The sequence below is a fragment of the Micromonospora sp. BQ32 genome (assembly GCF_059358895.1).
In genome coordinates this window covers 43173-67749 of sequence record NZ_JCADBI010000018.1, presented here as the reverse complement: position 1 = coordinate 67749, position 24577 = coordinate 43173, and the positions used below count along the sequence as shown (strand labels likewise).

The following is a 24577-nucleotide window of genomic DNA, read 5'->3' as shown; positions in this document are numbered from 1 at the left end:
CGCCCGAGCCGGCATCGGGCGGTCCAACGAAGTCGGGCACCACTACGACAATCTGGTCCTCACCAGCGGCAACGGCTGAGGTTCTGAGCGAGAGCGGCCCTCGCAGCAGGTCGGCACGACTGACGATGCCGATCAGCCGGCCGAGGTCGTCCGGGCCGCCGGGCCGGAGCCTCGGCTGGATCTTCCTCTGGGCCTTCATCGACAAGATGTTCGCCTCGGGATGGCCACCGAGTCGAAGAACGCCTGGATCAACGGGGGTAGCCCCACCAGGGGATTCCTGACCTTCGGCGTGACCGGCCCGTTCAAGGATCTCTACACCGGGATCGCCGGTGCCGCCTGGGCGGACTGGCTCTTCATGGCCGGCCTGGCCGGGATCGGTGTCGCCCTGCTGCTCGGCATCGGCATGCGGGTCGCCGCCGTAACCGGTGGGCTGCTGGTCATGATGTGGACCGCCGTCCTGCCTCCGGAGAACAACCCCTTCATGGACGACCACCTGATCTACGCAGCGGTGCTGGCGGTCCTGGCGCTCGTCAACGCCGGCGACACCTGGGGCCTCGGCCGGGTGTGGGCGACGCTGCCGATCGTCCGACGGGTGCCCTGTCTCCGGTGAACACCGCGCAACCCCCTCGGCGGGCGTCACCAGCACCGGTGACGCCCGCCACCTCGTCGTCCCACCGCCCGGGCCGGAACGCCACCGGGACGGTCGGTGCACGACCGGCGGATGGGGCTGCGGAGCAGGTTGCGGGTCCGCCGCACATCGGTGAGGGGTGATCCGGCAGGATCGACGGTGACCGGACACATCACCCACACGGCAGGAGATCCCCGCATGAACCAGGCAGCAGGCGCCCAATCGGGTAAGCCCGAGGTTGGTCCGATCGAGGGTGCACCGCCGGCCGACCTCGTGATCGAGGACATCACCGTGGGCGACGGCCCGCAGGCCGAGCCGGGCCAGCTGGTCAGCGTGCACTACGTCGGCGTCTCGCACTCCACCGGCGGCGAGTTCGACTCGTCCTGGAACCGGGGCCAGGCGTTCGACTTCCCGCTCGGCGGCGGTCAGGTCATCGCCGGCTGGGACCAGGGCGTCGCCGGCATGCGGGTCGGCGGTCGCCGCCGGCTGATCATCCCGCCGCACCTGGGCTACGGCGACCGGGGCGCCGGCGGCGTCATCAAGCCGGGCGAGACCCTGGTCTTCGTCGTCGACCTGCTCGGCGTGCGCTGACCGATTGTCGGGGTCGCCGGCCCACGCCGGCGACCCCGCGTCGCGCCCGGGTACGACCGTGGAGGCCGCCCTCGTCGACCGAGGTCAGGCGGCCAGTTGCAGGTCGGTGGTCGCGACCACCGGGCGACGCGCGGCCTCGATCACCGAAGCCGGCTCCAGAATCGGCATCACGCGGTGCAGCCCGCTGACGCGCAGCACCCGCGCCACCACCGGGCTCGGGTCGACCAGGACCAGCTCGCCACCGCAGGCCCGCACGCGCAGGTGCGCGGCGAGCAGCGTGCGCACTCCAGCGGCGGAGAGCAGCCGCAGCCCGGACAACTCCAGTTGAAGCACCGGGCGGGCCGGCGCAGACCACAGCGCGGACCGGAACGCGGCCACCGTGGCGATGTCGATCTCGCCGGCCACCCGCATGAGGACCAGTTGGTCACCCACGCTGACCTGCACGTCGAGCCGGTCGCTGTGCTCTTCCATGCCCTGAAATCTAGCCCCCACCACCGACACTTTCGCCCCTCCAGGGAGTGATTCCGGGTACGCCCAGGGGCATACCCCGAGGCTTCCCACCTCCCTCTCGGGGTGGGGTCAGGGGGCTGGGCGGCGCGCCGGGCGGGCGCGGAACCCGGGGGTCGGTCGAGACCGGGGTGGAGAATAGGCCGATGCTGATCCCCCGGCCCCGGCCGCCCCGGCTGATCCGTCCCGTCCGCGAGCCGGCGACCAGCCCTCCGGCGCTGGCCGGAGCGTGGGCCCCCACCGACCGCCGGCTCGATGAGGCCGAGTTGCTGCCCCTCCCCACGGGCGCCGTCGGCCCCGAGGACGTGCTGGTCGACGGTGCCGGGCGGGTGATCAGTGGCGACGAGAACGGCCGGCTCTGGTGGTGGCCGGTCGACGCGCTGGCCGGCACCCGACCTGAACTGCTGGCCGAGACCGGCGGCCGTCCGCTCGGCATCGAACTGGACCCGTCCGGCGAGGCCCTGGTGGTCTGCGACGCGTACCGCGGGCTGCTGCGGGTCACCCCGGACGGCGCGGTACGCGCACTCACCGGAACGGCACCCCCGGTGCACCTGGCCAACAACGCGACGGTGGGCCGGGACGGCACCATCTACTTCACCGACAGCTCCGACCGGTTCCCGGTTTCACACTGGAAGCGGGACCTGCTGGAGCACCGCCCCAACGGTCGGGTGCTGGCCCACCATCCGGGCAGCGGCCGCACCGAGGTGGTGACCGAGGGGTTGTACTTCCCCAACGGGATCGCGCTGACCCCGGACGAGTCGGCGCTGATGCTCGTGGAGACCAGCACCCATCGCCTGCTGCGCGTCGAGCTGAGCGGCGGGGTGCGGGTCCTCGCCGACCTGCCCGCGTACCCGGACAATCTCGCCGCGGTGGGTGACGGGACGTACTGGATCGCGCTGCCCAGCCCCCGGGTGCCGATCGCCGAGCGGTTGCTGCCCCATCCGCGGCTGCGTCAGATCGCCGCTCTGCTGCCCGAAGCGATGCAGCCGCAACCACGCCGCTACGGGCTGGTCGCGCTGGTCGACGGCGCGGGCGCGGTCCGCCGGACGCTGCACGGTCCGAACGGCAACTACTCCATGATCACCGGGGTACGTCAGCACGGCGACCAGCTCTGGCTGGGCAGCCTGACCGGGCCCGGGGTGGCCCGCGTACCCCTGGGGTGAAGGCCGGAGCCACGGCGCCGAGCCGATCGCCGGGAGGGCGCTCGGCGGCGTTCCTGGCCGCGACCCCGCCTCTGCGGTCCCAGCTGCGCCAGCGGTCGTCAGGCGGCGACCGGGCCGGTCCGCCGTGGTGGCGGGCCGGCCCGGTTCCTGCCGCGAACGGTGACTCAGCGACCGCTGACCGAGGGCGCCGGGGCGGGCGAGCCGCCGGCCACCGCGCCCGGGTGCGCCGGGGCGACCGGTGCGGGCTTGAGCCCGGGCGGCACCGGCAGGGCGCTGCCCCGGGCGAACTCGTCCCAGCTCACGTTCCAGGCGGTCCAGCCGTTGCCCGGCTGCAACTCCACCTCGGTGCCCTTGACGGTGACCAGGTCACCAACCTGCGTCACCCCCATCAACCAGTCGGCCGCCGTGGGGGAGACGTTCGCGCAACCGTGCGAGACGTTGGTGTTGCCCTGGTCCCCCTCCGACCACGGGGCGGAGTGGATGAACTCGCCGCCCCAGGTGTAGCGCTGGGCGTCGTCGACATCGACCACGTAGCCGCCGTCCGGCTCACCCCGGGTGTCGAAGGTGACCCGCTCGTGCTTCTCCATGATCACCATCTTGCCGCTGGAACTCGGCGTGCTCGGCTTACCCAGGCTGACCGGGATCCGGCGGACCTGCTTGCCGTCGCGCAGCACGGTCATCTGCTTGGTGGCGTTGTCGATCTCCAGCGAGACCTGTCGTCCGATCTTGGAGGTCGCGGTCCGCTCGGCGTCGCCGACTCGATCCTTTCCGATCGGCAGACCCTCCAGACCGGCCCGGACGCTGATGGTGGTACCCGGTTTCCAGAAATCAGGCGCCCGGTAATAAACCTGACTTCCATCCTCAAGCCACGACCAGGTGCCCGGCTGCGGCGGATTGGTCTTTACGAACAACCGTCGCTGGACATCCGCTCTGGCCTCTTTCGGAATTCCCGGGTCGAACGCCACCGTTACTGGCATCGCCGTGCCGTACGTCCGATTGCCGTTGAAATAAAGGGTGCTGGTGATCTGCGGTTTGGTCGATTTGGCCATCGTCGTGAAGGTGGTGGTGCGGGTGGTGGTGGCACCGGAGTCACCGGTCGCGGTCACCTCGGCGGTGTAGGTCCGTCGTGGTTGCAGCGGAGCACTCGGCACCCAGCCGGAGCCGTCCTCGCGCGGCTCGGCGTTGACCTGCTTGCCCTTGTCGTCGGTGAGGCGGACGCCGGTGACCCGACCGCCCTTGACCATGGTGCCCACCTCGGCGCTGACCGGGACGTCCCGGGCCTTGTCCCCAGGCGTCACGGCGAGCTCCGGCGGGGCGGTGGGCTTCTTCGCCGAGCCGGTCGCCGACCCCCGGTCGGCGGTGCACGCACCCAGGACGAGTGGTGCGGCCGCGATGGTTACCGCCAACAGCGTCAATCGCCGCCTAGACGTCATGTTCAGTCCCCCCGTTTTCGACTTCCCTCCGCCACATTCTTGCCCGGGTGAGAGGACCATTCGCGGCATTCGGAAATAATCGGCGGCGCATTTACCGGCGCATTTTCCGACAATGTTCCAGTTGGCAGAACAGGGGTTCAACCGGCCCCTGTCGAGCGCTTTGCTCCACTTGAGCGAGGCAGCGTCGACTGTCCGAATGGCGGGCGCGAGTGGCGGGCGCGAGTGACCGGCGCGAGTGACCGGCGCGAGTGACCGGCGTAGGCGACGGGCATGGGTGGCGGGCGTGGTGGGCTCGGCGCGGACCTGCCGCAGGAGATCGGTTGCGGCGGAAAGCGGCGCGGAAAGGCGCGCGACCGGTCCCCGCCAGCCCGGGTGGACCCACCGCGACGCCCCGCCACGGCGTACGAGACGACCCGAGGTCGGGGCGGACTCAGCCCGGCTGTGTGGCCCGAGGCCGCAGTGCCGTGCGTCGTGCAGGGCGCCCGAGCGGTCCTTCGAACGGGCGAGGTGCCGACGCACGTCCGGTTCACGGGCGCTGATGCGATCGACCCATCTCGTGATCGACTCGGCTTCAAGGAAGTCGCGGCATCACGGCGTCCGGGATACCCCAACTTCCATGAAGCCGAGTCGATCACGCGCCGGAGCGGGCCGGGGGTAAGGCCGGGGCGGGCCGAGGCGAGGCGAGCCGGGCTGGGCCGAGGCGAGCCGGGCCGGGCCGGGCCGGGCCGAGGCGAGCCGGGCCGGGCCGAGGCGAGCCGGGCCGGGCCGAGGCGAGGCGAGCCGGGCCGAGGCGGGGTGGGCCGGGCCGAGACGGGGTGGGCCGGGCCGAGGCGGGGCGGGGCGAGCCGGGCGGGGCCGGGGTGGAGCGGGTGCTCGGCCAGGCCGGCGAAGGGTGCGGGAAGTAGAAGGTCAGGCCGGGTGGCGCACGTCGTGGGCGGACTTTTGTCAGCTGGAGCGAAACTTCTGCCGAACGCGACGAAGCTTTGCCTTCGTCCGGGGGCAAGGGTAAGGTCTGGATCTAGATAGAGGGTTGCCCATTCGTCGATCAACTTGCCGCCACCCCTGCCGGGTCGCCGCGTTCCGGTCCCGATGGGTCCGGGCCGCACCCGCGCGCCGTCCCTCACCGTCCCGCCGGAGCCCGCCTCCGGCCGGTTCGACGCGCCCGGCAGACGGCAGTCAGGTCGACCGCCGCCGACGGCGTACCAGCCGTCAGGAAGGGACCACCACCATGGATCAACAACTCAACCGACCGGGGCCGACACCGGCATCCGAGCCGGTCAGTCGGCGTGGAGTGCTGCGCGCCGCGACCGTTTCCGCGGCTGCCGTCGGCGCCGCCGGTCTGCTCGCCGGCCCGGCCGCCGCCGCGCCAGCCGCATCCGGCGGGCAGGCCCAGGGCCGCCGTCGGGTGCCGGTGGACCGGATCAGCATTCAGCTCTACACCCTGCGTGATCAGCTCGCCGCCGACCTGCCCGGCACTTTGGACGCGTTGCGCCGGATCGGCTACCGGCGAGTGGAGCACGCCGGTTTCGTCGGACGCACCGCCGCGCAGTTCCGGGCCGCGCTCGACGAGGCAGGGCTGCATTCCACCTCCGGGCACGTCGGCATCCCGCAGCCGTTCGACGCCGCCACCTGGGAGCAGGCCCTCGCCGACGCCAACGTGGTGGGCTGCAAGAAGATCGTCCACCCGTACTTCGGTCGGGACGCGAGCGGCCAGCCGATCCGGGACCCCGCCGTCTACCGGGCGCTGGCCCGGGACCTGAACCGCGCCGGTCGGCTCGCCGAACGCGCCGGGCTCGACTTCGGCTACCACAACCACCAGCTCGAGTTCGTCCCGCTGACCGGCGGCTCGACCGGGTTCGACATCCTCAGCGCGCAGACCGACCCGCGGTTGGTCCACTTCGAGCTCGACCTCTACTGGACCTGGCGGGGCGCCCACGACCCGGTCGACGTGATCCGGGCCAACCGCGGCCGGATCCGTCAGGTGCACGTCAAGGACCTTGACGTCGAGGGTGGTTTCGCCGACCTCGGCGACGGTGTCATCGACTTCGGCCGCATCTTCGCCCACGAGCGGGAGGCCGGCATCGAGGAGTACATCGTGGAGCGTGACGACGCGGGCACCCCGCCGCGCTCCCCCGCCGACGCCCTGGACACCGCTCGCGTCGGCTTCGACTATCTCGCTTCACTTCGGTACTGAAACCACTCGGGGGACACACCTGATGAACAGGACCGCATTCGCGTCCGCCCTGCTGCTGGTGACGGCCGGCCTGGCCGTACCACCGTCGGCAGCGGCCGCAGCGCCGGCCGCGCCGCCGGACAGCAGCTTTCAGAAAGTGACACTGAACGACTTCCCGGGCGAGCCGATGAGCCTCGCCGTCCTGCCCGACCTGCGGGTGCTGCACACCTCCCGTACCGGTGAGGTCCGCATCCACGACCCGCGCACCGGGCTGAACACCCTCGCCGCCGACATCCCGGTGTACGAGCACGACGAGGAGGGGTTGCAGGGGGTCGCCATCGACCCGAACTTCGCCCAGAACAAGTGGGTGTACCTCTACTACTCACCGCCGATGAACACGCCGGTGGACGACCCGGCGACCCCCGGCGTGAACGAGGGGGACGCGCCGGAGACCGGCACCGAGGCGGACTGGCAGCGGTTCAAGGGCGCGCTGCGGCTGTCCCGGTTCAAGCTGGACGGGATGAAGCTGAACCTCGCCAGCGAGCAGCAGATCATCGACGTGCCCACCGACCGGGGCATCTGCTGCCACGTCGGCGGTCAGATCGACTTCGACAGCAAGGGCAACCTGTACCTGTCGACCGGTGACGACACCAACCCGTTCGCCTCCGACGGTTACATCCCGATCGACGAGCGGGCCGACCGCAACCCGGCGTACGACGCTCAGCGCACCTCGGCCAACACCAATGACCTGCGCGGCAAGCTGCTGCGTATCAAGGTGAAGGCCGGTGGTGGTTACACGGTGCCGGCCGGCAACCTGTTCAAGTCCGGCACGGCGCAGACCCGCCCGGAGATCTACGCGATGGGGCTGCGCAACGCGTTCCGGTTCGCCGTCGACCGGCGTACCGACGACGTGTACCTGGGCGACTACTCCCCGGACGCCTCCGATCCGGACCCGGAGCGCGGGCCGGCCGGGCACGGTCGGTGGATGCGCATCGACAAGCCGGCGAACTACGGCTGGCCGTACTGCGTGACACCGACGATCGCCTACCGCGACTACGACTTCGCCACCGGCGAGTCCGGCGCCACGTTCAACTGCAAGCGCCCGGTCAACGACTCGCCGCACAACACGGGCAAGCGGCAACTGCCGCCGGTCGAGCAGCCGGAGGTCTGGTACCCCTCCGCGGCGTCGGGCGAGTTCCCGCAGTTGGGCGCCGGCGGCATCGGCCCGATGGGTGGCCCGGCGTACGAGTACGACGGGACCAGCACGTCGCGTACCCGCTGGCCGGCCTACTACGACGGCGTGCCGCTGTTCTACGAGTGGACCCGCGACTACATCAAGGAGTTCCGCCTCGACTCCGACGGCGACGTCAACGACATCCGCCCGGTGGTGCCGTCGCTGGTGGTGGACAACCCGATGGACATGGAGTTCGGCCCGGACGGCGCGCTCTACGTGCTGGAGTACGGCGACGGTTACTTCGCCGAGAACCCGGACGCGCAGTTGTCCCGGATCGACTTCGTCCGCGGCAACCGGACGCCGATCCCGAAGATCAGCGGCACCCCGACCGTCGGGCAGGCCCCGCTGACCGTCGAGTTCTCCAGCGCCGGCACCACCGACCCGGATGGTGACAAGCTGAGCTACGCGTGGGACTTCAACGCGGACGGTTCGGTGGACAGCACCGCTCCGAACGCGAGCTGGACGTTCCCGGAGAACGGGTCGTACACGCCGACGCTGAAGGTGACCGACCGCACCGGACGATCCGCCTCGGCGTCCCTGCCGCTGGTGGTGGGGCCGACCGCACCGCTCGTCGAGTTCGTCGCCCCGGAGGCCGGGCAGCCGTTCCAGTTCGGGCAGACGGTCGCGTACGAGGTGAAGGTCACCGACGACCTGCCGGTGGACTGCTCCCGGGTGAAGGTCACCTACGTGCTCGGGCACGATGAGCATGGGCACCCGCTCTCCACCTCGACGGGTTGCTCCGGGAGCATCCCCACCTTCGTGGACGGTGGGCACAGCGGCGCGGACAACCTGACCGCGGTGTTCGTCGCGGAGTACACCGACGCGCCGACCGACCCGGGCGTACCCCCGCAGTCCGGCTCGGCGACGGTGGTGCTGGACCCGACCCCGGTGGCCGGTCTGGCCGGCTGATCAGCTCGACCGAGACAGCGGCGGCGGCCGGATCACTCCGGCCGCCGCCGCACGTCGTCCAGCTCTGAGTTTCGCCGGCACCATCGCCGGCCGTCCAGGCCCACCAGACGGCGGCCAGCCGCCGGTCAGCTCCAGTCGCTGTCCACGTGGTTGTCCCGCCACCGTCCGCCCACCGGCGGGGTGTCCAGCTGCATCCCCTCGTCGGCGTTGCCGGCCAGGTCGTTGTCCTCCACCCGGCAGTCCACGCAACTGCCCCGCCCGGTGATCCACAGCCCGTGCGTCTGGGTCTGGTTATCGTGGTTGTCCCAGATCCGGTTGCCGCGGATGGTGGCCGAGTCGAACGGCGCGTCGATGGTGATACCGGCCCGCAGTTGGGGTGCGGCGGCCAGTTCGTACGCGCATCCCGGCGGTGGCACGTCCCCGCTCCAGGCGCTGAACGCGTCCGGGCGGACCGGGGCGAGGGTGAGTTCGTCGCCGGTGTTGGAGGCCACCATGGCAACGGTCTTCCCGACCCGTAGAACTTTGCCCCGGTGCCCGTCGTGCGGCCAGTTGGCCGACCGGTCCACCAGGCACCGCTCGCTGTAGCGGACGGCGTCACCCGCGCCGCCGGCGCCCTCGCCGTACTGCCGCCCGTTGTTGCGGATCCGGTTGTTGAGCAGCACCGCGTCGGTCATCTGGTGGTCGATCCGGACCGCGTCGAGGCCGTTGCCCCAGAACTCGTTGCTCTCGATCACCACGTCCCGGATCGAGCCCCGGTAGCCGCGCCCGAGGTCGTGCGAGTGATAGCCGTGCCGACCGTTGCCGCTGATCCGGTTGCCCCGGACGGTGTACGGGCCGGGGCTGTTGCCGATGCTGACCCCGTCGCACATGTTGCCGTCGATGACGCAGTCGGTGAGCAGCCCGCCCCGGCCGGCCACGGACGAGGTGCCCTGCGCCGACACGTCGAACCCGGTCTCCAGGTTGCCGGTCATCGTGCACGCGGAGACGATCAGGCCGTCGGCGCCCCAGTCGGAGATGCCGAACCGGTTGCCCTGACTGTGGCAGCCGATGATGCGGTAGCCGCGCGGTGGCACCCAGTAGTCCTTCTGCAGTTCCAGGAAGATGCCGTTGGTGCCGTTGGCCAGGGCGGTGCAGTTGGCGATGGTCAACCGCTCCACCGCTCCCCAGCCGCCGATGCCGATCCCGATGCCGGCGCCGCCCATCTGCTCGCCGTTGTCCAGTCGGCCACAGCCGACCACCACCACGCCGTCGATCAGGGAGTCCTGGAGGAAGTCACAGCCCAACCCGGTGGCCGCGGTGTGGTGGATGTAGAGGTTGCGGAAGACGCCCCGCACCACGTACTGGAGGCCGAGGCCCTTGGCCAGGTAGCTGTACTCGGCCATGGCGACGCCGGAGCCGTCGATCTGGAAGTCGGCGAAGGTGCAGTCGGCGATGTGCCGGTCCCGGTCGGCGCCGTGCTGCACGGTGGTCCAGAAGGCCAACGGGGTGGGGTCGGCCCGGTTTCCCTCGTTGCTCAGCATGAACCGGGTCGCCGCCGGGCCGGCCCCGATCAGCGACACCCCGCTGCGCCACACCGTGCCCGCGTCCCGGATCGAGTAGATGCCCGGCGGGCAGTAGATGACCCGGGCCCGCCCGTCCGAGGCGTACCCGGCCCCGAGGCGGTCCACCAGGGCGGCCAGCGCCGGCTGGTCGTTGGTCGCGCCGTCACCGGTCAGCCCGTACTCCAGCGCGTCGCAGTACAGCGGCGCGCCGGCCGAGGCGGGCCGTCGTACCCGGACCGAGTTCAGTAGCAGCTCGTTCGCCACGGCCACAGGCCGGCTCCCTTCGACGCGTTCGGTGCGCTCCGGCGGGGCCGATTTCCCGGTGCAGCGACCGGGAAACCCCGCCCCGATCACGCCGCCGGGGAAACCCCGCCCGATGGCGCCGCCGGGGTGCCCCGGACGTGCGCCGGCCCCGGCGCCGCACGGGCAGCGCCGGGGCCGGGGTACGCGTCAGACGGCGGCGATCAGCAATGCCGGGCGCTCCACGCAGTCGGCGACGTGCCGCAGGAAGCCACCGGCCACCCCGCCGTCGCAGACCCGGTGGTCGAAGGTGAGGCTGAGCTGGGTCACCTTGCGGACGGCGAGTTGCCCGTCGACCACCCACGGCTTGTCCACGATCCGCCCGACCCCGAGCAGGGCCGCCTCCGGGTGGTTGATGATCGGCGTGGAGCCGTCGACACCGAACACCCCGTAGTTGTTGAGCGTGAAGGTGCCGCCGGTCAGCCGGGCCGGGGGCAGGCTGCCGGCGCGCGCGGCGGCGGTGGTCGCCGCCAGTTCGGCGGCCAGTTCGGCGGTGGTGAGCCGCTGGGCGTCGCGCAGCACCGGCACCAGCAGACCCCGGTCGGTCTGCGCGGCGATACCGAGGTGCACCCCGGCGGACTGGACGATGCGCTGCGCCTCGGTGTCGACCCGGGCGTTGAGCTGCGGGAACCGGCGCAGCCCGCTGAGGCAGATCCGGGCCAGCAGGGCCAGGATGCTCACTGGCGCGTCGGGCGTCGCCGCGTTGATCGCGGCGCGGGTCTCCAGCAGCCCGGTGGCGTCCACGTCGACCCAGATGGTCACCTCGGGGATCTCCCGCCGGCTGCGGGAGAGCTTGTCGGCGATCACCTTGCGGACGCCGGTGAGCGGGACGATCACGTCACCGTCACCGTCCCCGACCGGGGCCGACCCGACCTGCGGGTCCGGCACGGCGGCGAGCCGGGCGGCGGGCACGGTCAACGCGGCCTCCACGTCGGCGCGGCGGATCACGCCCCCGGGCCCGGTGCCCCGCACCGTGTCGAGGTCGACGCCGTGCTCGCGGGCCAGCCGCCGGACGATCGGCGAGATGACCAGGGCCGCCGGGCCCGGGACTGCCGCCGACGCGCTGCCGGCCAGGCCAGCGCCCGCGACCGGGCCACCGGCCGCACGCGGACCGGCCGCCGTCGGGGCGTCGGCCGCACGCAGACCAGGGGCCGCGGTCGGACCGGCGCCGCCGGCCGCGCCGGCATCCGCCGGACCGAGGCCGGTCGGTTCGGGGGCCACCGCCAGGCGGGGCCGACGCCGGCGGCGGGTGGCACCGCCGTGGCCGGTGCCGTACCCGATCAGCACGTTGCCGGAGCCGGCCCGCTCCTCCTCGCGGTAGGTGGCGTGCCCGGCGGGCTCGTCGCCCCCGTCCAGCGGCGCGATGGTGATCAGCGGCTGGCCGACCGGGCGTACCTCACCGACGGCGCCGTGCAGGGTGACCACCCGGCCGGCGTACGGGCAGGGCACGTCGACGACGGCCTTGGCGGTCTCCACCTCGACCACGCTCTGGTCGACCGTGACCACGTCACCCACGGCGACCCGCCACTCGACGATCTCGGCTTCGCTCAGCCCTTCGCCCAGGTCGGGCAGGAGGAAGACCTGCGTCCGTTCGACGATGGTCATGCCGCCGCCCAACGCGCGTCCGGTTGGTCGTCCCACTGAAGGCGGGCCACCGCGTCGAGCACCCGGTCCACGCCGGGCAGGTGGGTGTGCTCCAGCATCGGCGCCGGGTACGGGATGTCCAGCCCGGCGACCCGCAGCACCGGGGCGTGCAGCGCGTGGAAGCAGCGCTCCTGCACCCGGGCGGCGATCTCCGCGCCGACGCCCGCGAAGCCGGGCGCCTCCTGGATCACCACGCACCGGCCGGTACGCCGGACCGAGGCGGTGATGGTGGCGTCGTCGAACGGCACGATGGTGCGTACGTCGACGACCTCCAGGTCCCACCCCTCCTCCCGGGCGGCCTCGGCGGCCTCCAGCGCGACCGGCACCGCCGGCCCGTACGCCACCAGGGTGGCGTCGCGTCCGGGCCGGCGCACGACGGCCCGGCCGAACGGTTCGGTGCGGGTCGGCAGAGACGCCTCGTCGCTGGCGAAGTAAAGCTTTTTGGGCTCCATGAAGACCACCGGGTCGGGGTCCTCGATCGCCTCGCGCAGCAGCGAGTACGCGTCGTCGACGGTCGCCGGGGTGACCACCTTCAGCCCGGGGGTGTGCGCGTAGTACGCCTCGGACGAGTCGCAGTGGTGCTCGACTCCGCCGATTCCGCCCGCGTACGGCACCCGGATGACGATCGGCACGCTCAGCGCGCCCCGGGTGCGGTTGCGCAGCTTCGCCACGTGCGAGGCGATCTGCTCGAACGCCGGGTACGCGAACGCGTCGAACTGCATCTCGACCACCGGGCGCAGGCCGGACATGGCCAGGCCGACGGCGAAGCCGACGATGCCGGCCTCGGCGAGGGGGGTGTCGAAGCAGCGGTTCTCGCCGAAGCGGGCCTGGAGGCCGTCGGTGATCCGGAAGACGCCGCCGAGGGCGCCGACGTCCTCACCGAAGACGACGACCCGGTCGTCGGCGGCGAGCGCGTCGGCGAGCGCGGTGTTGAGCGCCTTCGCCATGGTGGTGGCCATCAGGCGTCACCCTCCTCGGCGTGCGCGGCGGCCAGCTCGGCGCGGACCTGCTCGCGCTGTTCGATCAGCTGCGGGGTGGGCTCGGCGTAGACGTGGTCGAAGAGGCTCAGCGGGTCGACCGTGGGCTGCTCGTTCATCCGGGTCCGCAGGTCCGCCGCGTACGCCTCGGCCTGCTCGGCGATCTCGGCGACCGCCGCGTCGTCGAGCACACCGCGGGCGCGCAGGTAGGTCTCCAGCCGGGCGACCGGGTCCCGGTCCCGCCAGGCGTCGACCTCGGCGCCGTCGCGGTAGCGACTGGCGTCGTCGGCGTTGGTGTGCGGCTCCATCCGGTAGGTGTGCGCCTCGACCAGGAACGGACCCTTGCCGGCCCGGGCGTGGGCGACCGCGCGGGTGAGCACGGCGAGCACCGCGACCGGGTCGTTGCCGTCGACCTGCTCGCTGGGTACGCCGTAGCCGACGCCCTTGTAGGCCAGCGACGGCGCGGCGGTCTGCCGCGACAGCGGGACGCTGATCGCGTACCGGTTGTTCTGCACGAAGTAGACCACCGGCGCCTTGAACACGGCGGCGAAGTTGATCCCTTCGTGGAAGTCGCCCTCGCTGGTGGCGCCGTCGCCGATGAAGGCCAGCGCCACGGTGTCGCGGCTCTGGTACGCCTCGCCGTACGCCAGCCCGGCGGCGTGCACGCACTGGGTCGCGAGGGGGGTGCACTGCGGTGCGGTCCGTACCTCGGTCGGGTTGTAGCCGCAGTGCCAGTCGCCGCGCAGCAGGGTGAGCACCTCGACCGGGTCGATGCCCCGGGCAACCAGCGCCATCGACTCGCGGTACGTGGGGAAGACCCAGTCGGTGTCGCGGACCGCGAGCACCGCGCCGACCTGGCACGCCTCCTGGCCTCGCGAGGACGGGTAGACGGCGAGCCGGCCCTGCTTGGTGAGGGCGGTCGCCTGAGTGTCGAAGCGGCGGCCGAGCACCATCCGGCGGTACATCTCGCGCAGCACCTCGGCGGGTGGTTCGGGGTAGTCGGCGCGGGCGGGCAGCGGCGTGCCGTTCTCGGCGAGCAGGCGGACCGGCTCGGCGTCTGGCAGCAACGAGCGCGCCGGGTCGGGCGGGGTGACCGTTCGACGGGTGCGCGGGGATGCCCTGCGGACCGCCTGGGGAGTGGTCGTCACGGCGGAACCTCCTGGGACGTGTGGTGAGCCTATGCTTCCGCTTGTGGATGATTGACTCAAGATCGACACGGAAGGCGGGACGGTTGGCATGCGGAGGGCCCATCAGTGAGCCAGGAGACCGCCGACGAAGCAGGCCGGGGCGCGGGATCGGGACGATCGGCCCGAGCCCTGGACGAGGTGGACCGGCGGATCCTCGACGAGCTGGTCCGCGACGGTCGAACGTCGGTGCGCACCCTCGCCGAGCGGATCCACATCTCCCGCACCAACGCGTACGCGCGGGTGGAGCGGTTGCTGCGCGACGGGGTGATCACCGGGTTCCGGGCCCAGGTGGCGCCCGAGGCGGCCGGGCTGGGCACGTCGGCGTACATCGCCCTGACCATCGAGCAGAACACCTGGCGGGAGGTGTCGGCCGAGCTGGCCCGGGTGCGCTACATCGAGCACGCCGCGCTGCTCGGCGGTGACCACGACGTGCTCGCGCTGGTGCGCGCGCCGGACAACGCCGCGCTGCGCGACGTGGTGCTGGGCCGGGTGCAGAGCATCCCCGGGGTGCTGTCCACCCGCACCTGGCTGGTCTTCGAGGAGTTCGACGGGGCCGGCAGCCCCTGGGCGTGACCGGCGGGGCTCAGCGCTCCGGCGGGGCCTCCAGCCCGTCGCGGTCGGCCAGCTCCAGCAGCGGTTCCAGTGAGTGCCGGTCACCGTCCAGGCCGGCGTGCGGGTCGCCGCGCTCGGCGAACCGGGCCGGCATGCTGAGCACGTCGAAGTCCTCCGGGCGGACCTGGTCCAGCTCCGACCAGTCCAGCGGCGCGGAGACCAGCGCGGCCGGCGTCGGCCGGATCGAGTACGCCGAGGTCACCGTGTGGTCCCGGGCCATCTGGTTGTAGTCGACGAAGACCGGCCGGTCCCGCTGCTCGCGCCACCAGGTGGTGGTGACCACCTCCGGCAGCCGGCGCTGCATCTCCCGGCCCAGCGCGAGCACCGCCCGCCGGCACTCACCGAAGCTCCACCGCGGCTCGATCGACAGGTAGACATGCAGACCCCGACCGCCGGTGGTCTTCGGGTAGGCGGTCATGCCCAGCTCGGCGAGGAACGCCCGCACCTCGTGCGCCACCGGCACCACCTGCTCGAAGCCGACGCCGGGCATCGGGTCCAGGTCGATACGCAGCTGGTCGGGGCGTTCCACGTCGGCGGCGGTGACCGGCCACGGGTGGAACCGCAGGGTGCCCAGATTGACGGCCCAGATGACCACGGCCAACTCGCTCGGCGCGACCTCGTCGGCGGTACGGCCACTGGGGAAGGTGATGTGCGCGGTCCGCACCCACTCGGGCGCGCCCGCCGGCAGCCGCTTCTGGTAGAACGCGTCACCCCGGTTGGTCTGCCGGGTGGCGATCGTCGCGCCCTCGAAGACACCGCGCGGCCAGCGTTCCAGCATCGTCGGCCGATCCCGCAACGCCCGCAGGATGCCGTCACCCACCGCCAGGAAGTAGCGGACGACGTCCAGCTTGGTCAGCCCACGCTCAGGGAAGTACGGCTTGTCGGGGCTGGAGACGCGGACCAGCCGCTCCCCCACCTGGATCTCCTCCGCCGCCGTGGCCACGCCACCGAGGGTACGACCTGCGCCCGCGCCGGACGCCCACCGAGCGGACATCGGCATGGCGGATCACCGGACACGGTTACCGTCGGCGGCGCCCGGGTAGGGGGGCCGCATGGCGGAACTGGCAACCCTCTGGATCGTCCGGCACGGCGAGAGCACCGCGAACGTCGCGGCGACGCACGCCGAGGCGTCGGGCGCGGAGCTGATCGACCTCACTCACCGCGACGCCGACGTGCCGCTCTCCGCGACCGGCGAGGACCAGGCCCGGGCGACCGGCCGGTGGCTGGCCGAGCTGCCGGACGCGAAGCGCCCGGACGTGGCGGTGGTGTCGCCGTACCTGCGCGCGGTGCAGACGTCGCGGCTGGCGCTGGCCGGCACCGACATTCCGGTGCACCGCGACGAGCGGCTGCGCGACCGGGAGCTGGGCATCCTCGACGGGCTGACCGGGCACGGGGTGCGGCGGCGGTACCCGGACGAGGCCGACCGTCGGGAGCGGTTGGGCAAGTTCTACTACCGGCCACCGGGCGGGGAGTCCTGGACGGACGTGGCGTTGCGGCTGCGGACGCTGCTGGGTGACCTGCGCCGCGACCACGAGGGTTGCCGGGTGCTGCTCTTCGGCCACGACGCGCTGGTCTTCCTGCTTCGCTATCTGGTGGAGGGGTTGACCGAGGACGAGCTGATGGCGCTCACCCGGCAGGACGTGATCGCCAACTGTTCGATCACCGAGTGGTCGGCCGACGGCGAGGACCGGCTGGCGCTCACCGCCTTCAACCATGTCGAGCACCTGCGTCAGCAGGGCGCCCAGCCGACCAGGGAGGACGAGATCCATGCCGAGCCGGTCTGAGGTGAAGGTGATCACCCCGGCGTTGCTGCGGGACTGGGCGCTGCCGGTGCCGGCCGGTGGGAAGGAGAGCCGGGGCACCGTGCTGGTGGTCGGCGGTTCCCGCTTCACCCCGGGTGCGGTGCTGCTCGCCGGGGTGGCCGCGTTGCGCGCCGGCGCCGGGGTGCTTCAGCTGGCCGCCGCCGAGTCCACCGCCGCCGCGCTGAGCATCCAGGTGCCCGAGGCGCTGGTGGTCGGTCTGCCGGAGACCGCCGACGGCGCGGTGGCCGCCGACCGCGACGGCCAGCTCGGCGACCTGGTCGCGCAGGCCGACGTGGTGGCGGTCGGCCCCGGCCTGAAGGCGATCGACGAGACCAACCGCCTGTTGGGCCTGGTCCTGGAGGCGGCCCGTCCGGACACTGCGCTGGTGCTCGACGCGTACGCCCTCGGTGCGCTCAGCCACGCACCGGACCTGCTGGTCGGTTCGGGTCGGCCGGTGGTGCTCACCCCCAACGTCACCGAGGCCGGGCACCTGCTCGGCCGGGATCCGGGCGACGACCTGGACGCCGAGGCGGCCGAGTTGGCCGCCCGGTACGAGGCGGTCGTGTCGCTGTACGGGCACGTGGCCGCCCCGGACGGGCGGGGTTGGCGGGAGGAGAGCGGCGACGCCGGGCTGGGTACCTCCGGCAGCGGGGACGTGCTCGCCGGGTTGTTGGCGGGGCTGCTGTCCCGGGGCGCCGACCCGGCGCAGGCGGCCTGCTGGGGCTCGTTCGCGCACTCGGTGAGCGGCCAGCGGCTGATCCCCCGCTACGGCCGGATCGGCTTTCTGGCTCGGGAGTTGCTCGACGAGATCCCGCGCACACTGGCCATGGTCTGAGGCGGTTTCACCTGTTTCCGCGTTCGGCGTGGGGGTACCGGAACGCCACCAGCCGAAACTTTTCAGGGAGGTCATACCGGTGTCGACCGATGCCATCGTCCTGCTCAAAGAGGACCACAAGGAGATGCGCCGCCTGTTCAAGGCATTCCAGGACGCCGAGGAGGGGCCGGCGAGCCAGCGGCAGAAGCTGGTGGACCAGATCCTGGAGGCGCTGACGGTGCACACCTATCTAGAGAACGAGGTGATGTACCCGGAGGTCCGCCGACTGCTGCCCGATCTGGAGGACGACATCCTCGAGTCGTACGAGGAACACCACGTCGCCGACGTGCTCTGCGCCGAGCTGGCCAGCATGGACGCCGACGACGAGCGGTTCAACGCGAAGACGACCGTGCTGATCGAGAACGTCACCCACCACGTCGAGGAGGAAGAGCAGGAGTGGTTCCCCAAGGTCCGCGACGCGCTGGGCCGCAAGCAGCTCCAGGAGATCGGCGAGAAGATGATCGCGCTGCGCGCGGACGCGCCGCGTACCCCCACCGCCCCGAAGGCGATCAAGAAGGCGCTCGATGCGGTGACGGCCTGAGGCGCCCGCTCACACCGAAGGGCCCGGCATCGTGCCGGGCCCTTCGGTGTGCACCACGGGTCAGCTGCCCGATCCCGGCTCGGCCATCCGGCGGTGCTGCTCGGACTTGAGCTTGTCCGGAATGATCTTGCCGGCGGCGGTCTGCACCTTGTTCATCAGCGAGCCGGCGGTGACCGTCTGATCACCCTTCATCATCGCCCCGAAGCCCTGGGCGGCGACCTTCGCCGGGTCGTCCTTCTTGCCCGAGCCCACCCGGGTGTCCTCCATGTCGGCCCGGTCGAAGAACTCGGTGTCGGTCGGCCCGGGCATCAGCGAGGTCACCGTGACGCCGGTGTCCTTCAACTCGTTGCGCAGCGCCTCGGCGAAGGACTGCACGAACGACTTCGACGCGTTGTAGACCGCCTGGAACGGCCCGGGCATGGTGGAGGCGATCGACGAGGTGAACAGGACCCGGCCCGTACCCCGCTCGACCATCCCGGGCAGCAGCCGCTTGGCCAGGTGCACCGTCGAGCGCACGTTGAGGTCGACGATCTCCAGCTCGTCGGCGAGGTCGGTGCCGCCGACGAAGGCGCCACCGGCACCGCGACCGGCGTTGAGCGCCAGCGCGTCCAGCGGCCGTCCGGTCGCGGTTACGGCGGCTACCAACTCTGTCACGCCCTGCTCGCGGGCCAGGTCGACGCGGACCGACCAGATCTGCGGGCCGCCGTCGCGGCGCAGCTTCTGTGCCGCCGGCTCGATGCCGTCGTCCTCGGCCGCGATGACCAGGTCGAAGCCGTGCTCGACGAACTGCGCCGCCAGCTCGTACCCGATCCCGCTGGAGGCCCCGGTCACCAGGGCGAGCGGCCGGTTGGAGGTGGGTGTGGTCATGTTCTCGACTCCTTCTGTGCGAACCCTGGCCGCATCCGTGACGGTGCGGTGGTCACCTACCGTGTGCCCCGCGACGCAACGCCCAATCACGTCGGCGGGGTCGCCTCCCGGAGGGCGGCCCGAACGGCCGGTTCCGGCCCGGTAGGATCGGCCCGGGCCGTTACTGGCGCGTGGGGATGGAGAACCATCGGGGAGCGGCCTCGTCACGTGGACGTTTGCCGAGCGCCTGGGCCTTCCCGCACGTCTGTTGGAGGTCGCATGTCCCGCAACGCCGAATCCACCGCATTCCGGAGTGCCCTTGAGGTGATCCGGGCTGTCGAGCCGCGGGTCGCCGACGCCATCGGCGCCGAGCTGACCGACCAGCGGGAGTCACTCAAGCTGATCGCCAGCGAGAACTACGCCTCCCCGGCGACCCTGCTGGCCATGGGCAACTGGTTCAGCGACAAGTACGCCGAGGGCACCGTCGGCCGGCGCTTCTACGCCGGCTGCCAGAACGTCGACACCGTCGAGGCGCTCGCCGCCGAGCACGCCCGGGAGCTGTTCGGCGCCGCGCACGCGTACGTGCAGCCGCACTCGGGCATCGACGCCAACCTGGTCGCGTTCTGGGCCGTGCTGGCCGACCGGGTGGAGTCCCCCGCCCTGAAGAAGGCTCAGGTCCGCCAGGTCAACGACCTCACCGAGGCCGACTGGTTCGCGCTGCGCCGCGAGCTGGGCAACCAGCGGATGCTCGGCATGTCGCTGGACGCCGGCGGCCACCTTACCCACGGCTTCCGGCCGAACATCTCCGGCAAGATGTTCGACCAGCGCAGCTACGGCACCGACCCGGCGACGGGGCTGATCGACTACGACCGGGTGGCCGAGGCGGCCCGCGAGTTCAAGCCGCTGATCCTGGTGGGCGGCTACTCGGCGTACCCCCGGAAGGTGAACTTCCGGATCCTGCGCGAGATCGCCGACTCGGTCGGCGCCACCTTCATGGTCGACATGGCGCACTTCGCCGGCCTGGTGGCCGGCAAGGTCTTCACCGGCGACTTCGACCCGGTGCCGCACGCCCACATCGTCACGACCACCACGCACAAGTCGCTGCGCGGTCCGCGTGGCGGCATGGTGCTCTGCCAGCCGGAGCTGGCCGACCAGGTGGACCGGGGCTGCCCGATGGTGCTCGGCGGCCCGCTGCCGCACGTGATGGCCGCCAAGGCGGTCGCCCTCGCCGAGGCCCGCCGTCCCGACTTCGCCGACTACGCCCAGCGGATCGTGGACAACGCGCAGGCGCTCGCCGAGGGGCTGCTGCGCCGGGGCGCGAAGCTGGTCACCGGCGGCACCGACAACCACCTGGTGCTGATCGACGTGTCCGGCTACGGGCTCACCGGTCGGCAGGCCGAGCAGGCTCTGCTGGACTCGGGCATCGTCACCAACCGCAACTCGGTCCCGCAGGACCCGAACGGCGCCTGGTACACCTCCGGCATCCGGATCGGCACCCCGGCGCTCACCACCCGGGGGCTGGGCACCGCCGAGATGGACCAGACCGCCGAGCTGATCCACACCGTGCTGACCCAGACGACCGCCGGCGCCAACGCCGACGGCACCCCGTCCAAGGCGAAGTACACGCTGGACCCCGACCTGGCCGGCAAGATCGCGAACCAGGCCACCGACCTCCTGGCCCCGTACCCCCTCTACCCGGCCATCGACCTGACCTGACCCGACCCCGCCCTGCTCCCGTCGATCATGGAGTTGTGGTGCCCGACACGGGCTGGTGCACGCCTTTCGTCCACCACCACAACTCCATGATCGACGCCGGTGGGGCGGGGATGGGGTTCGGGGTTAGGGCATGGGGCGCTTCAGGTGGTAGCGGTGGACTTCGGTGCTGCCCTGGACGTTGTTGACGTCCTCGGCGGCGGAGACCAGCTCCCACCCCTCACGGCCGGCGCGGTTGAGGTGCGCGATGGCGGTGTCGCCGAAAGCGGTGATGTCCTTGCGGGACCCGTCCGGCGCGTACCAGACGAACGAGACGTGAAAATTGCGGCCCTGTCCCTGATAACGGCGGACGAGCAGGGCGTACTCCCAGGCAACCATGCGGCCTATTATGACCGTCCACCCAGGACGGCAGCACGCGGGTCGTCGCGCATTGCCATCCAATGAACGCGGTGTGTCAACCCGCCCGGCTGGTCAGCTCGTCGGTGATCAGCGCCGCGAGGCGATCCAGCCCGACGTCGATCTGCTCCGGCGTGACCGCGCTGACCGACAACCGCAACGCCCGGACCGGCGCGGTGTCGTCGTAGAAGTGGGCCATCGGCGTCCACAGCACCCCGTAGTCGCGCGCCGAACGGTCCAGCAACGCGTCGTCGACCGGAAACGGCACGGTCAGCACCACGAAGAACCCGCCGGCCGGCGCCGTCCAGCGCACCGCCGGCTGGCCCGGCTGATCGGGCTGGTCCGGCAGAGCCGGAAAACGCCGGGTCAGGCCGGCCACCAGGTGGCGCAGGTTCCGGGTGTACGCGGACCGCTCCCGGGTGTTCGCGGCCACCAGGCTGCACCCGTGCTCCAGCAGCCGGCCGCCGATCACCGCCTGCGCGATCGGCGACGTGTTCACCGTGACCATGCTCTTGATCATGGCGAGTTGGTCGGCGAGCGGGCCGACCCGCCCGTCTGCGCCGGCCACCCGCTGGTCGGCGACCACGTACCCGACCCGTGCGCCGGGGAGCACGGTCTTGGCGAACGAGCCGAGGTAGACGACCCGCCGCCCGGTGTCCAACGCCTTGAGGGTGGGCGGGCGCGGCCCGTCGTCGAGGTGGAACAGGCCGTACGGGTTGTCCTCCAACAGCAGCAGATCCTCCTGCGCGGCCAGGTGCAGCAACCGCCGCCGGTGGGCGGTGTCGATGCTGACCCCGGAGGGGTTGGCGAAGTCCGGCATCAGGTAGCAGGCGCGCGGGCGCAGCCCCGCCGCCCGGGCCCGGCGCACCTGAGCGGCCAGGTCCGCCAGATCGATCCCGGACGACCCACCGGAGACCGGCCACACCGGCAGGTCCACCAGCCGGGCCGCCCCGGTCAGCCCGACGTAGGTCGGGGCGACCGCGAGCAGCACATCCGTCGGCCCGGCCCGCAACGCCCGCAGCACCAGGAACATCGCCTCCTGGCAGCCGACGGTCACCACGACGTCCTCCGGGTCGACGGTGATCCCCTCGTCGACCGCGAGGTTGCGGGCGATCAGGTGGTGCACGATGCCCTTGGTCCGGCCGTACTGCAACAGCAGCCGCCGGGCCTGCTCCGGCCGGTGCCCCAGGTCGTCGACGAGGTGCCGGTGGAAGGTGTCCAGGTGCCGATGCACCGCCGCGAGGTCGAAGAACTCCTCGTACGGCCGGCCGGCCGCGAGGGACACCGCCGCCGGGTAGCGTTCGGACACCTCGTTGAGGAAGTTCATCGAGGTCAGCGCCGGATCGCCCAGCGCGGGGTGCAGGTCCGCGACGGTCAGGTCGACCGGTTCGGCGGCGGCCACCCCTCACCCCGCCCCGAGGGTGCGCAGCTCGCCGGCCGCCACCACGTCGGCGCAGCCGGCCAGGGTGAGCGAGTCGGTCAACTCGGCGACGAGCAGACCCAACGCGTCCCGGGCCGCCGACTCGCCTCCGGCTGCCAGCGCCCAGAGCAGCGGCCGGCCGACCAGCACCCCGGCCGCGCCCAACGCCAGCGCCCGCAGCACGTCGGTGCCGCCCCGGATGCCGCTGTCCAGCAGCACCTGGCAGCCGTTCCCGACCGCGTCGACGACCTCCGGCAGCATGGTGACGCTCGCCGGTGAGCCGTCCAGTTGCCGCCCGCCGTGGTTGGAGACGACCACCGCGTCGGCGCCGACCCGTACCGCCTCGGTCGCGTCGCGCGGGTCCAGCAGCCCCTTGACCACCAGCGGCAGGTCGACCTGCTCGCGCAGCCACGCCAGGTCCGCCCAGCGCAGCGCCGGCGCGAACGACGCGGCGGTGTGCGCGGCGATCGCGGACACCCCGGGGGCGCCGGAGTGCGCCAGGGCGTCACGGCCCTCGGGGAGGTTCGCGGCGACCACCTCGGCCGGCAGCCGGAACGCGTTGCGCAGGTCCCGGGGGCGTCGGCCGAGCACCGGGACGTCCACGGTGACCACCAGCGCGCGGCAGCCGGCCGCGACCACCCGGTCCAGCAGGTCGCGGACGAGAGCCCGGTCGCGCAGCCAGTAGAGCTGGAACCAGACGTCCGCGCCCGCCGCGGTGACCTGTTCGATGGGGGTGCTGCCCAACGTGCTCGCCAGGTACGGGATCCCGGCCGCGCCGGCCGCCGCCGCCAGACCCAGCTCCCCGTCCGGGTGCACCAGCCGCTGGTACGCCATCGGCGCCACCCCGACCGGCATCGCGTACCGACGACCGAGCAGCCGGGTGCCGAGGTCGACGGTGTCCACCCCGCGCAGCACCCGGGGCAGCACCGCGACCCGGTCCAGCGCGTGGCGGTTCGCGGCGAGGGTCACCTCGGACGCGCTGCCGCCGGCCAGATAGTCCCACACGTCCGGCGGCAGCACGGCCCGGGCCCGCTCGGCGTAGTCGGCCAGCGACACGGCCGGCAGGTCGGCCAACACCCGCTCACCCATCCCCGGCCGCCGGTCCCGTCGCGGCCACCGGCTCGGCCGGGCCGGCCAGCTCATCCGCCTCGCCCGGCCCGGCCGGCAGCCCGAAGCGCTCGCGGAGGAACGCCGCCGCGCTCGCCTGCGCCCGTCGCCCGTCGGTGAAGGTTCCCGGCATGGCGAAGAACCCGTGGATCATGCCCGGGTAGTGCTCCAGCCGGGTGGAGACGCCGGCGTCGCGCAGCCGCTCGGCGTACCGCTGCCCCTCCTCACGGAGCGGGTCCAGTTCGGCGGTGATCACCAGCGCCGGCGGCAACCCGGACAGGTCGTCGGCGAGCAGCGGCGAGGCCAGCGGATCCCGGGCGTGCGCCGGGTCGGCCAGGTAGTGCGTCCGGTACCAGGCGACCGAACGGCGGTTGAACAGCGTCGGGTCGTCGTCACCGACCGGTTCGCCGCTCTGGTCGGTGTTCGGGTAGACCAGCAGCTGCGCGGCGAGCGGGGGCCCGTCCGTACGGCTGAGCAGGGTGACCGCGGCGGCCAGGTTCCCGCCGGCGCTGTCCCCGCCCACCGCCAGCCGGTTCGGGTCCGCGCCCAACCGGTCGGCGTGCCGGGCTACCCACGAGGTGGCGGCGTGGCAGTCGTGCACCGCCGCCGGGAAGGGGCTCTCCGGGGCCAGGCGGTAGCCGACGGTGATCACCTGACAGGGCACGGCGTTGGCCAGCCGCCGGCAGATGCCGTCGGCGGTGTCGATATTGCCGAGCGTCCAGCCGCCGCCGAAGAAGTACAGCACGGTGGGCAGCGGACCCGACCCGGTCGGCCGGTACACCCGCAGCGGCAGTTCCCCGGCGGGGCCGGGGATCCGCTCGTCGCGTACCTCGGTCACCGGCTCGACCGCGCCGCTGCCGGCGCGGATCGCGGCCAGGTCCGCGGCGCGCGCCTCGTCGAGGGTCTGCGCGTACAGCGGCGGGGTGCCGGCCGCGGCGCGGGCCGCCCGGTACACCGCCACCTCCGGGTGCAGGGCCAT

21 protein-coding genes, 1 pseudogene and 1 riboswitch are annotated in these 24577 nt (G+C 72.4%); of the genes and pseudogenes, 10 read left to right on the top strand and 12 right to left on the bottom strand.

Annotated features, from left to right (window positions below; genetic code table 11):
• Positions 1 to 125: 125 nt before the first annotated feature.
• Positions 126 to 610: pseudogene (locus AC5L30_RS27515) on the top strand (hypothetical protein).
• 216 nt (positions 611 to 826) lie between these two features.
• A complete protein-coding gene (locus AC5L30_RS27510) occupies positions 827 to 1219 on the top strand; it encodes an FKBP-type peptidyl-prolyl cis-trans isomerase (RefSeq protein ID WP_494870669.1) in 393 nt (130 codons plus the stop codon).
• Between the two features lie 84 nt (positions 1220 to 1303).
• Here AC5L30_RS27510 and AC5L30_RS27505 read toward each other — a convergent pair whose 3' ends face one another.
• Positions 1304 to 1690, bottom strand: a complete 387-nt coding sequence (locus AC5L30_RS27505; protein ID WP_494870667.1) for an STAS domain-containing protein — start codon at positions 1688 to 1690, stop codon at positions 1304 to 1306.
• A 182-nt stretch (positions 1691 to 1872) separates the two neighbouring features.
• Between AC5L30_RS27505 and AC5L30_RS27500 the strand changes: the two genes are divergently transcribed.
• Entirely contained in the window at positions 1873 to 2889 is a 1017-nt protein-coding gene (locus AC5L30_RS27500; protein WP_494870665.1) for an SMP-30/gluconolactonase/LRE family protein, read from the top strand.
• Between the two features lie 164 nt (positions 2890 to 3053).
• Here the strand turns inward: AC5L30_RS27500 and AC5L30_RS27495 are convergent, their stop codons facing one another.
• Entirely contained in the window at positions 3054 to 4322 is a 1269-nt protein-coding gene (locus AC5L30_RS27495) for a L,D-transpeptidase (protein WP_494870664.1), read from the bottom strand.
• A 1228-nt stretch (positions 4323 to 5550) separates the two neighbouring features.
• Between AC5L30_RS27495 and AC5L30_RS27490 the strand changes: the two genes are divergently transcribed.
• Both AC5L30_RS27490 and AC5L30_RS27485 read left to right on the top strand, forming a co-directional pair.
• Positions 5551 to 6516 carry a sugar phosphate isomerase/epimerase family protein gene (locus tag AC5L30_RS27490; protein ID WP_494870663.1) on the top strand — a complete coding sequence of 322 codons (966 nt, stop codon included), beginning with the start codon at positions 5551 to 5553 and terminating at the stop codon, positions 6514 to 6516.
• 22 nt (positions 6517 to 6538) lie between these two features.
• A complete protein-coding gene (locus AC5L30_RS27485; RefSeq protein ID WP_494870662.1) occupies positions 6539 to 8638 on the top strand; it encodes a PQQ-dependent sugar dehydrogenase in 2100 nt (699 codons plus the stop codon).
• Between the two features lie 125 nt (positions 8639 to 8763).
• Here AC5L30_RS27485 and AC5L30_RS27480 read toward each other — a convergent pair whose 3' ends face one another.
• The 4 genes from AC5L30_RS27480 to pdhA all read right to left on the bottom strand — a co-directional run bounded on the left by AC5L30_RS27480 (position 8764) and on the right by pdhA (position 14248).
• Complete coding sequence (locus AC5L30_RS27480; protein ID WP_494870765.1) at positions 8764 to 10443, bottom strand: right-handed parallel beta-helix repeat-containing protein; 1680 nt, start codon at positions 10441 to 10443, stop codon at positions 8764 to 8766.
• 186 nt (positions 10444 to 10629) lie between these two features.
• Positions 10630 to 12096, bottom strand: coding sequence for a dihydrolipoamide acetyltransferase family protein (locus AC5L30_RS27475; RefSeq protein ID WP_494870764.1), 1467 nt, complete (start codon positions 12094 to 12096; stop codon positions 10630 to 10632).
• The gene (locus AC5L30_RS27470; RefSeq protein ID WP_494870763.1) at positions 12081 to 13085 is read right to left on the bottom strand and encodes an alpha-ketoacid dehydrogenase subunit beta; all 1005 of its coding nucleotides are present in this window, start codon (positions 13083 to 13085) and stop codon (positions 12081 to 12083) included. The genes AC5L30_RS27475 and AC5L30_RS27470 overlap by 16 nt, the downstream gene beginning before the upstream one ends.
• Positions 13082 to 14248 (bottom strand): pyruvate dehydrogenase (acetyl-transferring) E1 component subunit alpha, encoded by a 1167-nt coding sequence (pdhA, locus tag AC5L30_RS27465; RefSeq protein WP_494870661.1) that lies wholly within the window; start codon positions 14246 to 14248, stop codon positions 13082 to 13084. Before pdhA ends, AC5L30_RS27470 begins: the two co-directional genes overlap by 4 nt.
• Before the next feature lie 105 nt (positions 14249 to 14353).
• Here pdhA and AC5L30_RS27460 point away from each other — a divergent pair, with 105 nt between their 5' ends.
• Positions 14354 to 14860: an Lrp/AsnC family transcriptional regulator gene (locus tag AC5L30_RS27460; RefSeq protein WP_494870660.1), complete on the top strand. Its 507-nt coding sequence runs from the start codon at positions 14354 to 14356 to the stop codon at positions 14858 to 14860.
• A 10-nt stretch (positions 14861 to 14870) separates the two neighbouring features.
• Here AC5L30_RS27460 and AC5L30_RS27455 read toward each other — a convergent pair whose 3' ends face one another.
• Entirely contained in the window at positions 14871 to 15893 is a 1023-nt protein-coding gene (locus AC5L30_RS27455) for a DNA polymerase domain-containing protein (protein ID WP_494870762.1), read from the bottom strand.
• Positions 15894 to 15951: 58 nt separating this feature from the next.
• Between AC5L30_RS27455 and AC5L30_RS27450 the strand changes: the two genes are divergently transcribed.
• The 3 genes from AC5L30_RS27450 to AC5L30_RS27440 all read left to right on the top strand — a co-directional run bounded on the left by AC5L30_RS27450 (position 15952) and on the right by AC5L30_RS27440 (position 18116).
• On the top strand, positions 15952 to 16683 hold the full coding sequence (locus tag AC5L30_RS27450) for a histidine phosphatase family protein (protein WP_406065141.1): 732 nt from the start codon (positions 15952 to 15954) through the stop codon (positions 16681 to 16683).
• Complete coding sequence (locus AC5L30_RS27445; protein WP_494870658.1) at positions 16667 to 17536, top strand: NAD(P)H-hydrate dehydratase; 870 nt, start codon at positions 16667 to 16669, stop codon at positions 17534 to 17536. Before AC5L30_RS27450 ends, AC5L30_RS27445 begins: the two co-directional genes overlap by 17 nt.
• A gap of 79 nt (positions 17537 to 17615) precedes the next feature.
• Entirely contained in the window at positions 17616 to 18116 is a 501-nt protein-coding gene (locus AC5L30_RS27440; RefSeq protein ID WP_238685752.1) for a hemerythrin domain-containing protein, read from the top strand.
• Positions 18117 to 18176: 60 nt separating this feature from the next.
• Here AC5L30_RS27440 and AC5L30_RS27435 read toward each other — a convergent pair whose 3' ends face one another.
• The gene (locus AC5L30_RS27435; RefSeq protein WP_494870656.1) at positions 18177 to 18983 is read right to left on the bottom strand and encodes an SDR family NAD(P)-dependent oxidoreductase; all 807 of its coding nucleotides are present in this window, start codon (positions 18981 to 18983) and stop codon (positions 18177 to 18179) included.
• A 149-nt stretch (positions 18984 to 19132) separates the two neighbouring features.
• A riboswitch (ZMP/ZTP riboswitch) is annotated at positions 19133 to 19222 on the top strand.
• Between the two features lie 19 nt (positions 19223 to 19241).
• Here AC5L30_RS27435 and AC5L30_RS27430 point away from each other — a divergent pair.
• Complete coding sequence (locus tag AC5L30_RS27430; RefSeq protein ID WP_494870654.1) at positions 19242 to 20678, top strand: glycine hydroxymethyltransferase; 1437 nt, start codon at positions 19242 to 19244, stop codon at positions 20676 to 20678.
• A 123-nt stretch (positions 20679 to 20801) separates the two neighbouring features.
• Here AC5L30_RS27430 and AC5L30_RS27425 read toward each other — a convergent pair whose 3' ends face one another.
• The 4 genes from AC5L30_RS27425 to lipP1 form a co-directional block, all read right to left on the bottom strand.
• The gene (locus AC5L30_RS27425) at positions 20802 to 21062 is read right to left on the bottom strand and encodes a hypothetical protein (RefSeq protein WP_494870761.1); all 261 of its coding nucleotides are present in this window, start codon (positions 21060 to 21062) and stop codon (positions 20802 to 20804) included.
• A 67-nt stretch (positions 21063 to 21129) separates the two neighbouring features.
• Entirely contained in the window at positions 21130 to 22473 is a 1344-nt protein-coding gene (locus AC5L30_RS27420; protein WP_494870653.1) for an aminotransferase-like domain-containing protein, read from the bottom strand.
• 3 nt (positions 22474 to 22476) lie between these two features.
• A complete protein-coding gene (locus tag AC5L30_RS27415) occupies positions 22477 to 23580 on the bottom strand; it encodes an alpha-hydroxy acid oxidase (RefSeq protein ID WP_494870651.1) in 1104 nt (367 codons plus the stop codon).
• Entirely contained in the window at positions 23573 to 24577 is a 1005-nt protein-coding gene (gene lipP1 / locus AC5L30_RS27410; RefSeq protein WP_494870650.1) for a LipP1 family hormone-sensitive lipase, read from the bottom strand. The genes AC5L30_RS27415 and lipP1 overlap by 8 nt, the downstream gene beginning before the upstream one ends.

Excerpts from the sequence above, each read along its gene's own strand:
- AC5L30_RS27430 (WP_494870654.1), top strand. The coding sequence starts at position 19,242 with ATGTCCCGCAACGCCGAATCCACCGCATTCCGGAGTGCCCTTGAGGTG.
- AC5L30_RS27450 (WP_406065141.1), top strand. The coding sequence starts at position 15,952 with ATGGCGGAACTGGCAACCCTCTGGATCGTCCGGCACGGCGAGAGCACC.
- lipP1 (WP_494870650.1), bottom strand. The coding sequence starts at position 24,577 with ATGGCCCTGCACCCGGAGGTGGCGGTGTACCGGGCGGCCCGCGCCGCG.
- AC5L30_RS27490 (WP_494870663.1), top strand. The coding sequence starts at position 5,551 with ATGGATCAACAACTCAACCGACCGGGGCCGACACCGGCATCCGAGCCG.
- AC5L30_RS27505 (WP_494870667.1), bottom strand. The coding sequence starts at position 1,690 with ATGGAAGAGCACAGCGACCGGCTCGACGTGCAGGTCAGCGTGGGTGAC.
- AC5L30_RS27485 (WP_494870662.1), top strand. The coding sequence starts at position 6,539 with ATGAACAGGACCGCATTCGCGTCCGCCCTGCTGCTGGTGACGGCCGGC.
- AC5L30_RS27500 (WP_494870665.1), top strand. The coding sequence starts at position 1,873 with ATGCTGATCCCCCGGCCCCGGCCGCCCCGGCTGATCCGTCCCGTCCGC.
- AC5L30_RS27455 (WP_494870762.1), bottom strand. The coding sequence starts at position 15,893 with ATGTCCGCTCGGTGGGCGTCCGGCGCGGGCGCAGGTCGTACCCTCGGT.
- AC5L30_RS27445 (WP_494870658.1), top strand. The coding sequence starts at position 16,667 with ATGCCGAGCCGGTCTGAGGTGAAGGTGATCACCCCGGCGTTGCTGCGG.
- AC5L30_RS27495 (WP_494870664.1), bottom strand. The coding sequence starts at position 4,322 with ATGACGTCTAGGCGGCGATTGACGCTGTTGGCGGTAACCATCGCGGCC.
- AC5L30_RS27435 (WP_494870656.1), bottom strand. The coding sequence starts at position 18,983 with ATGACCACACCCACCTCCAACCGGCCGCTCGCCCTGGTGACCGGGGCC.
- AC5L30_RS27415 (WP_494870651.1), bottom strand. The coding sequence starts at position 23,580 with ATGGGTGAGCGGGTGTTGGCCGACCTGCCGGCCGTGTCGCTGGCCGAC.
- AC5L30_RS27510 (WP_494870669.1), top strand. The coding sequence starts at position 827 with ATGAACCAGGCAGCAGGCGCCCAATCGGGTAAGCCCGAGGTTGGTCCG.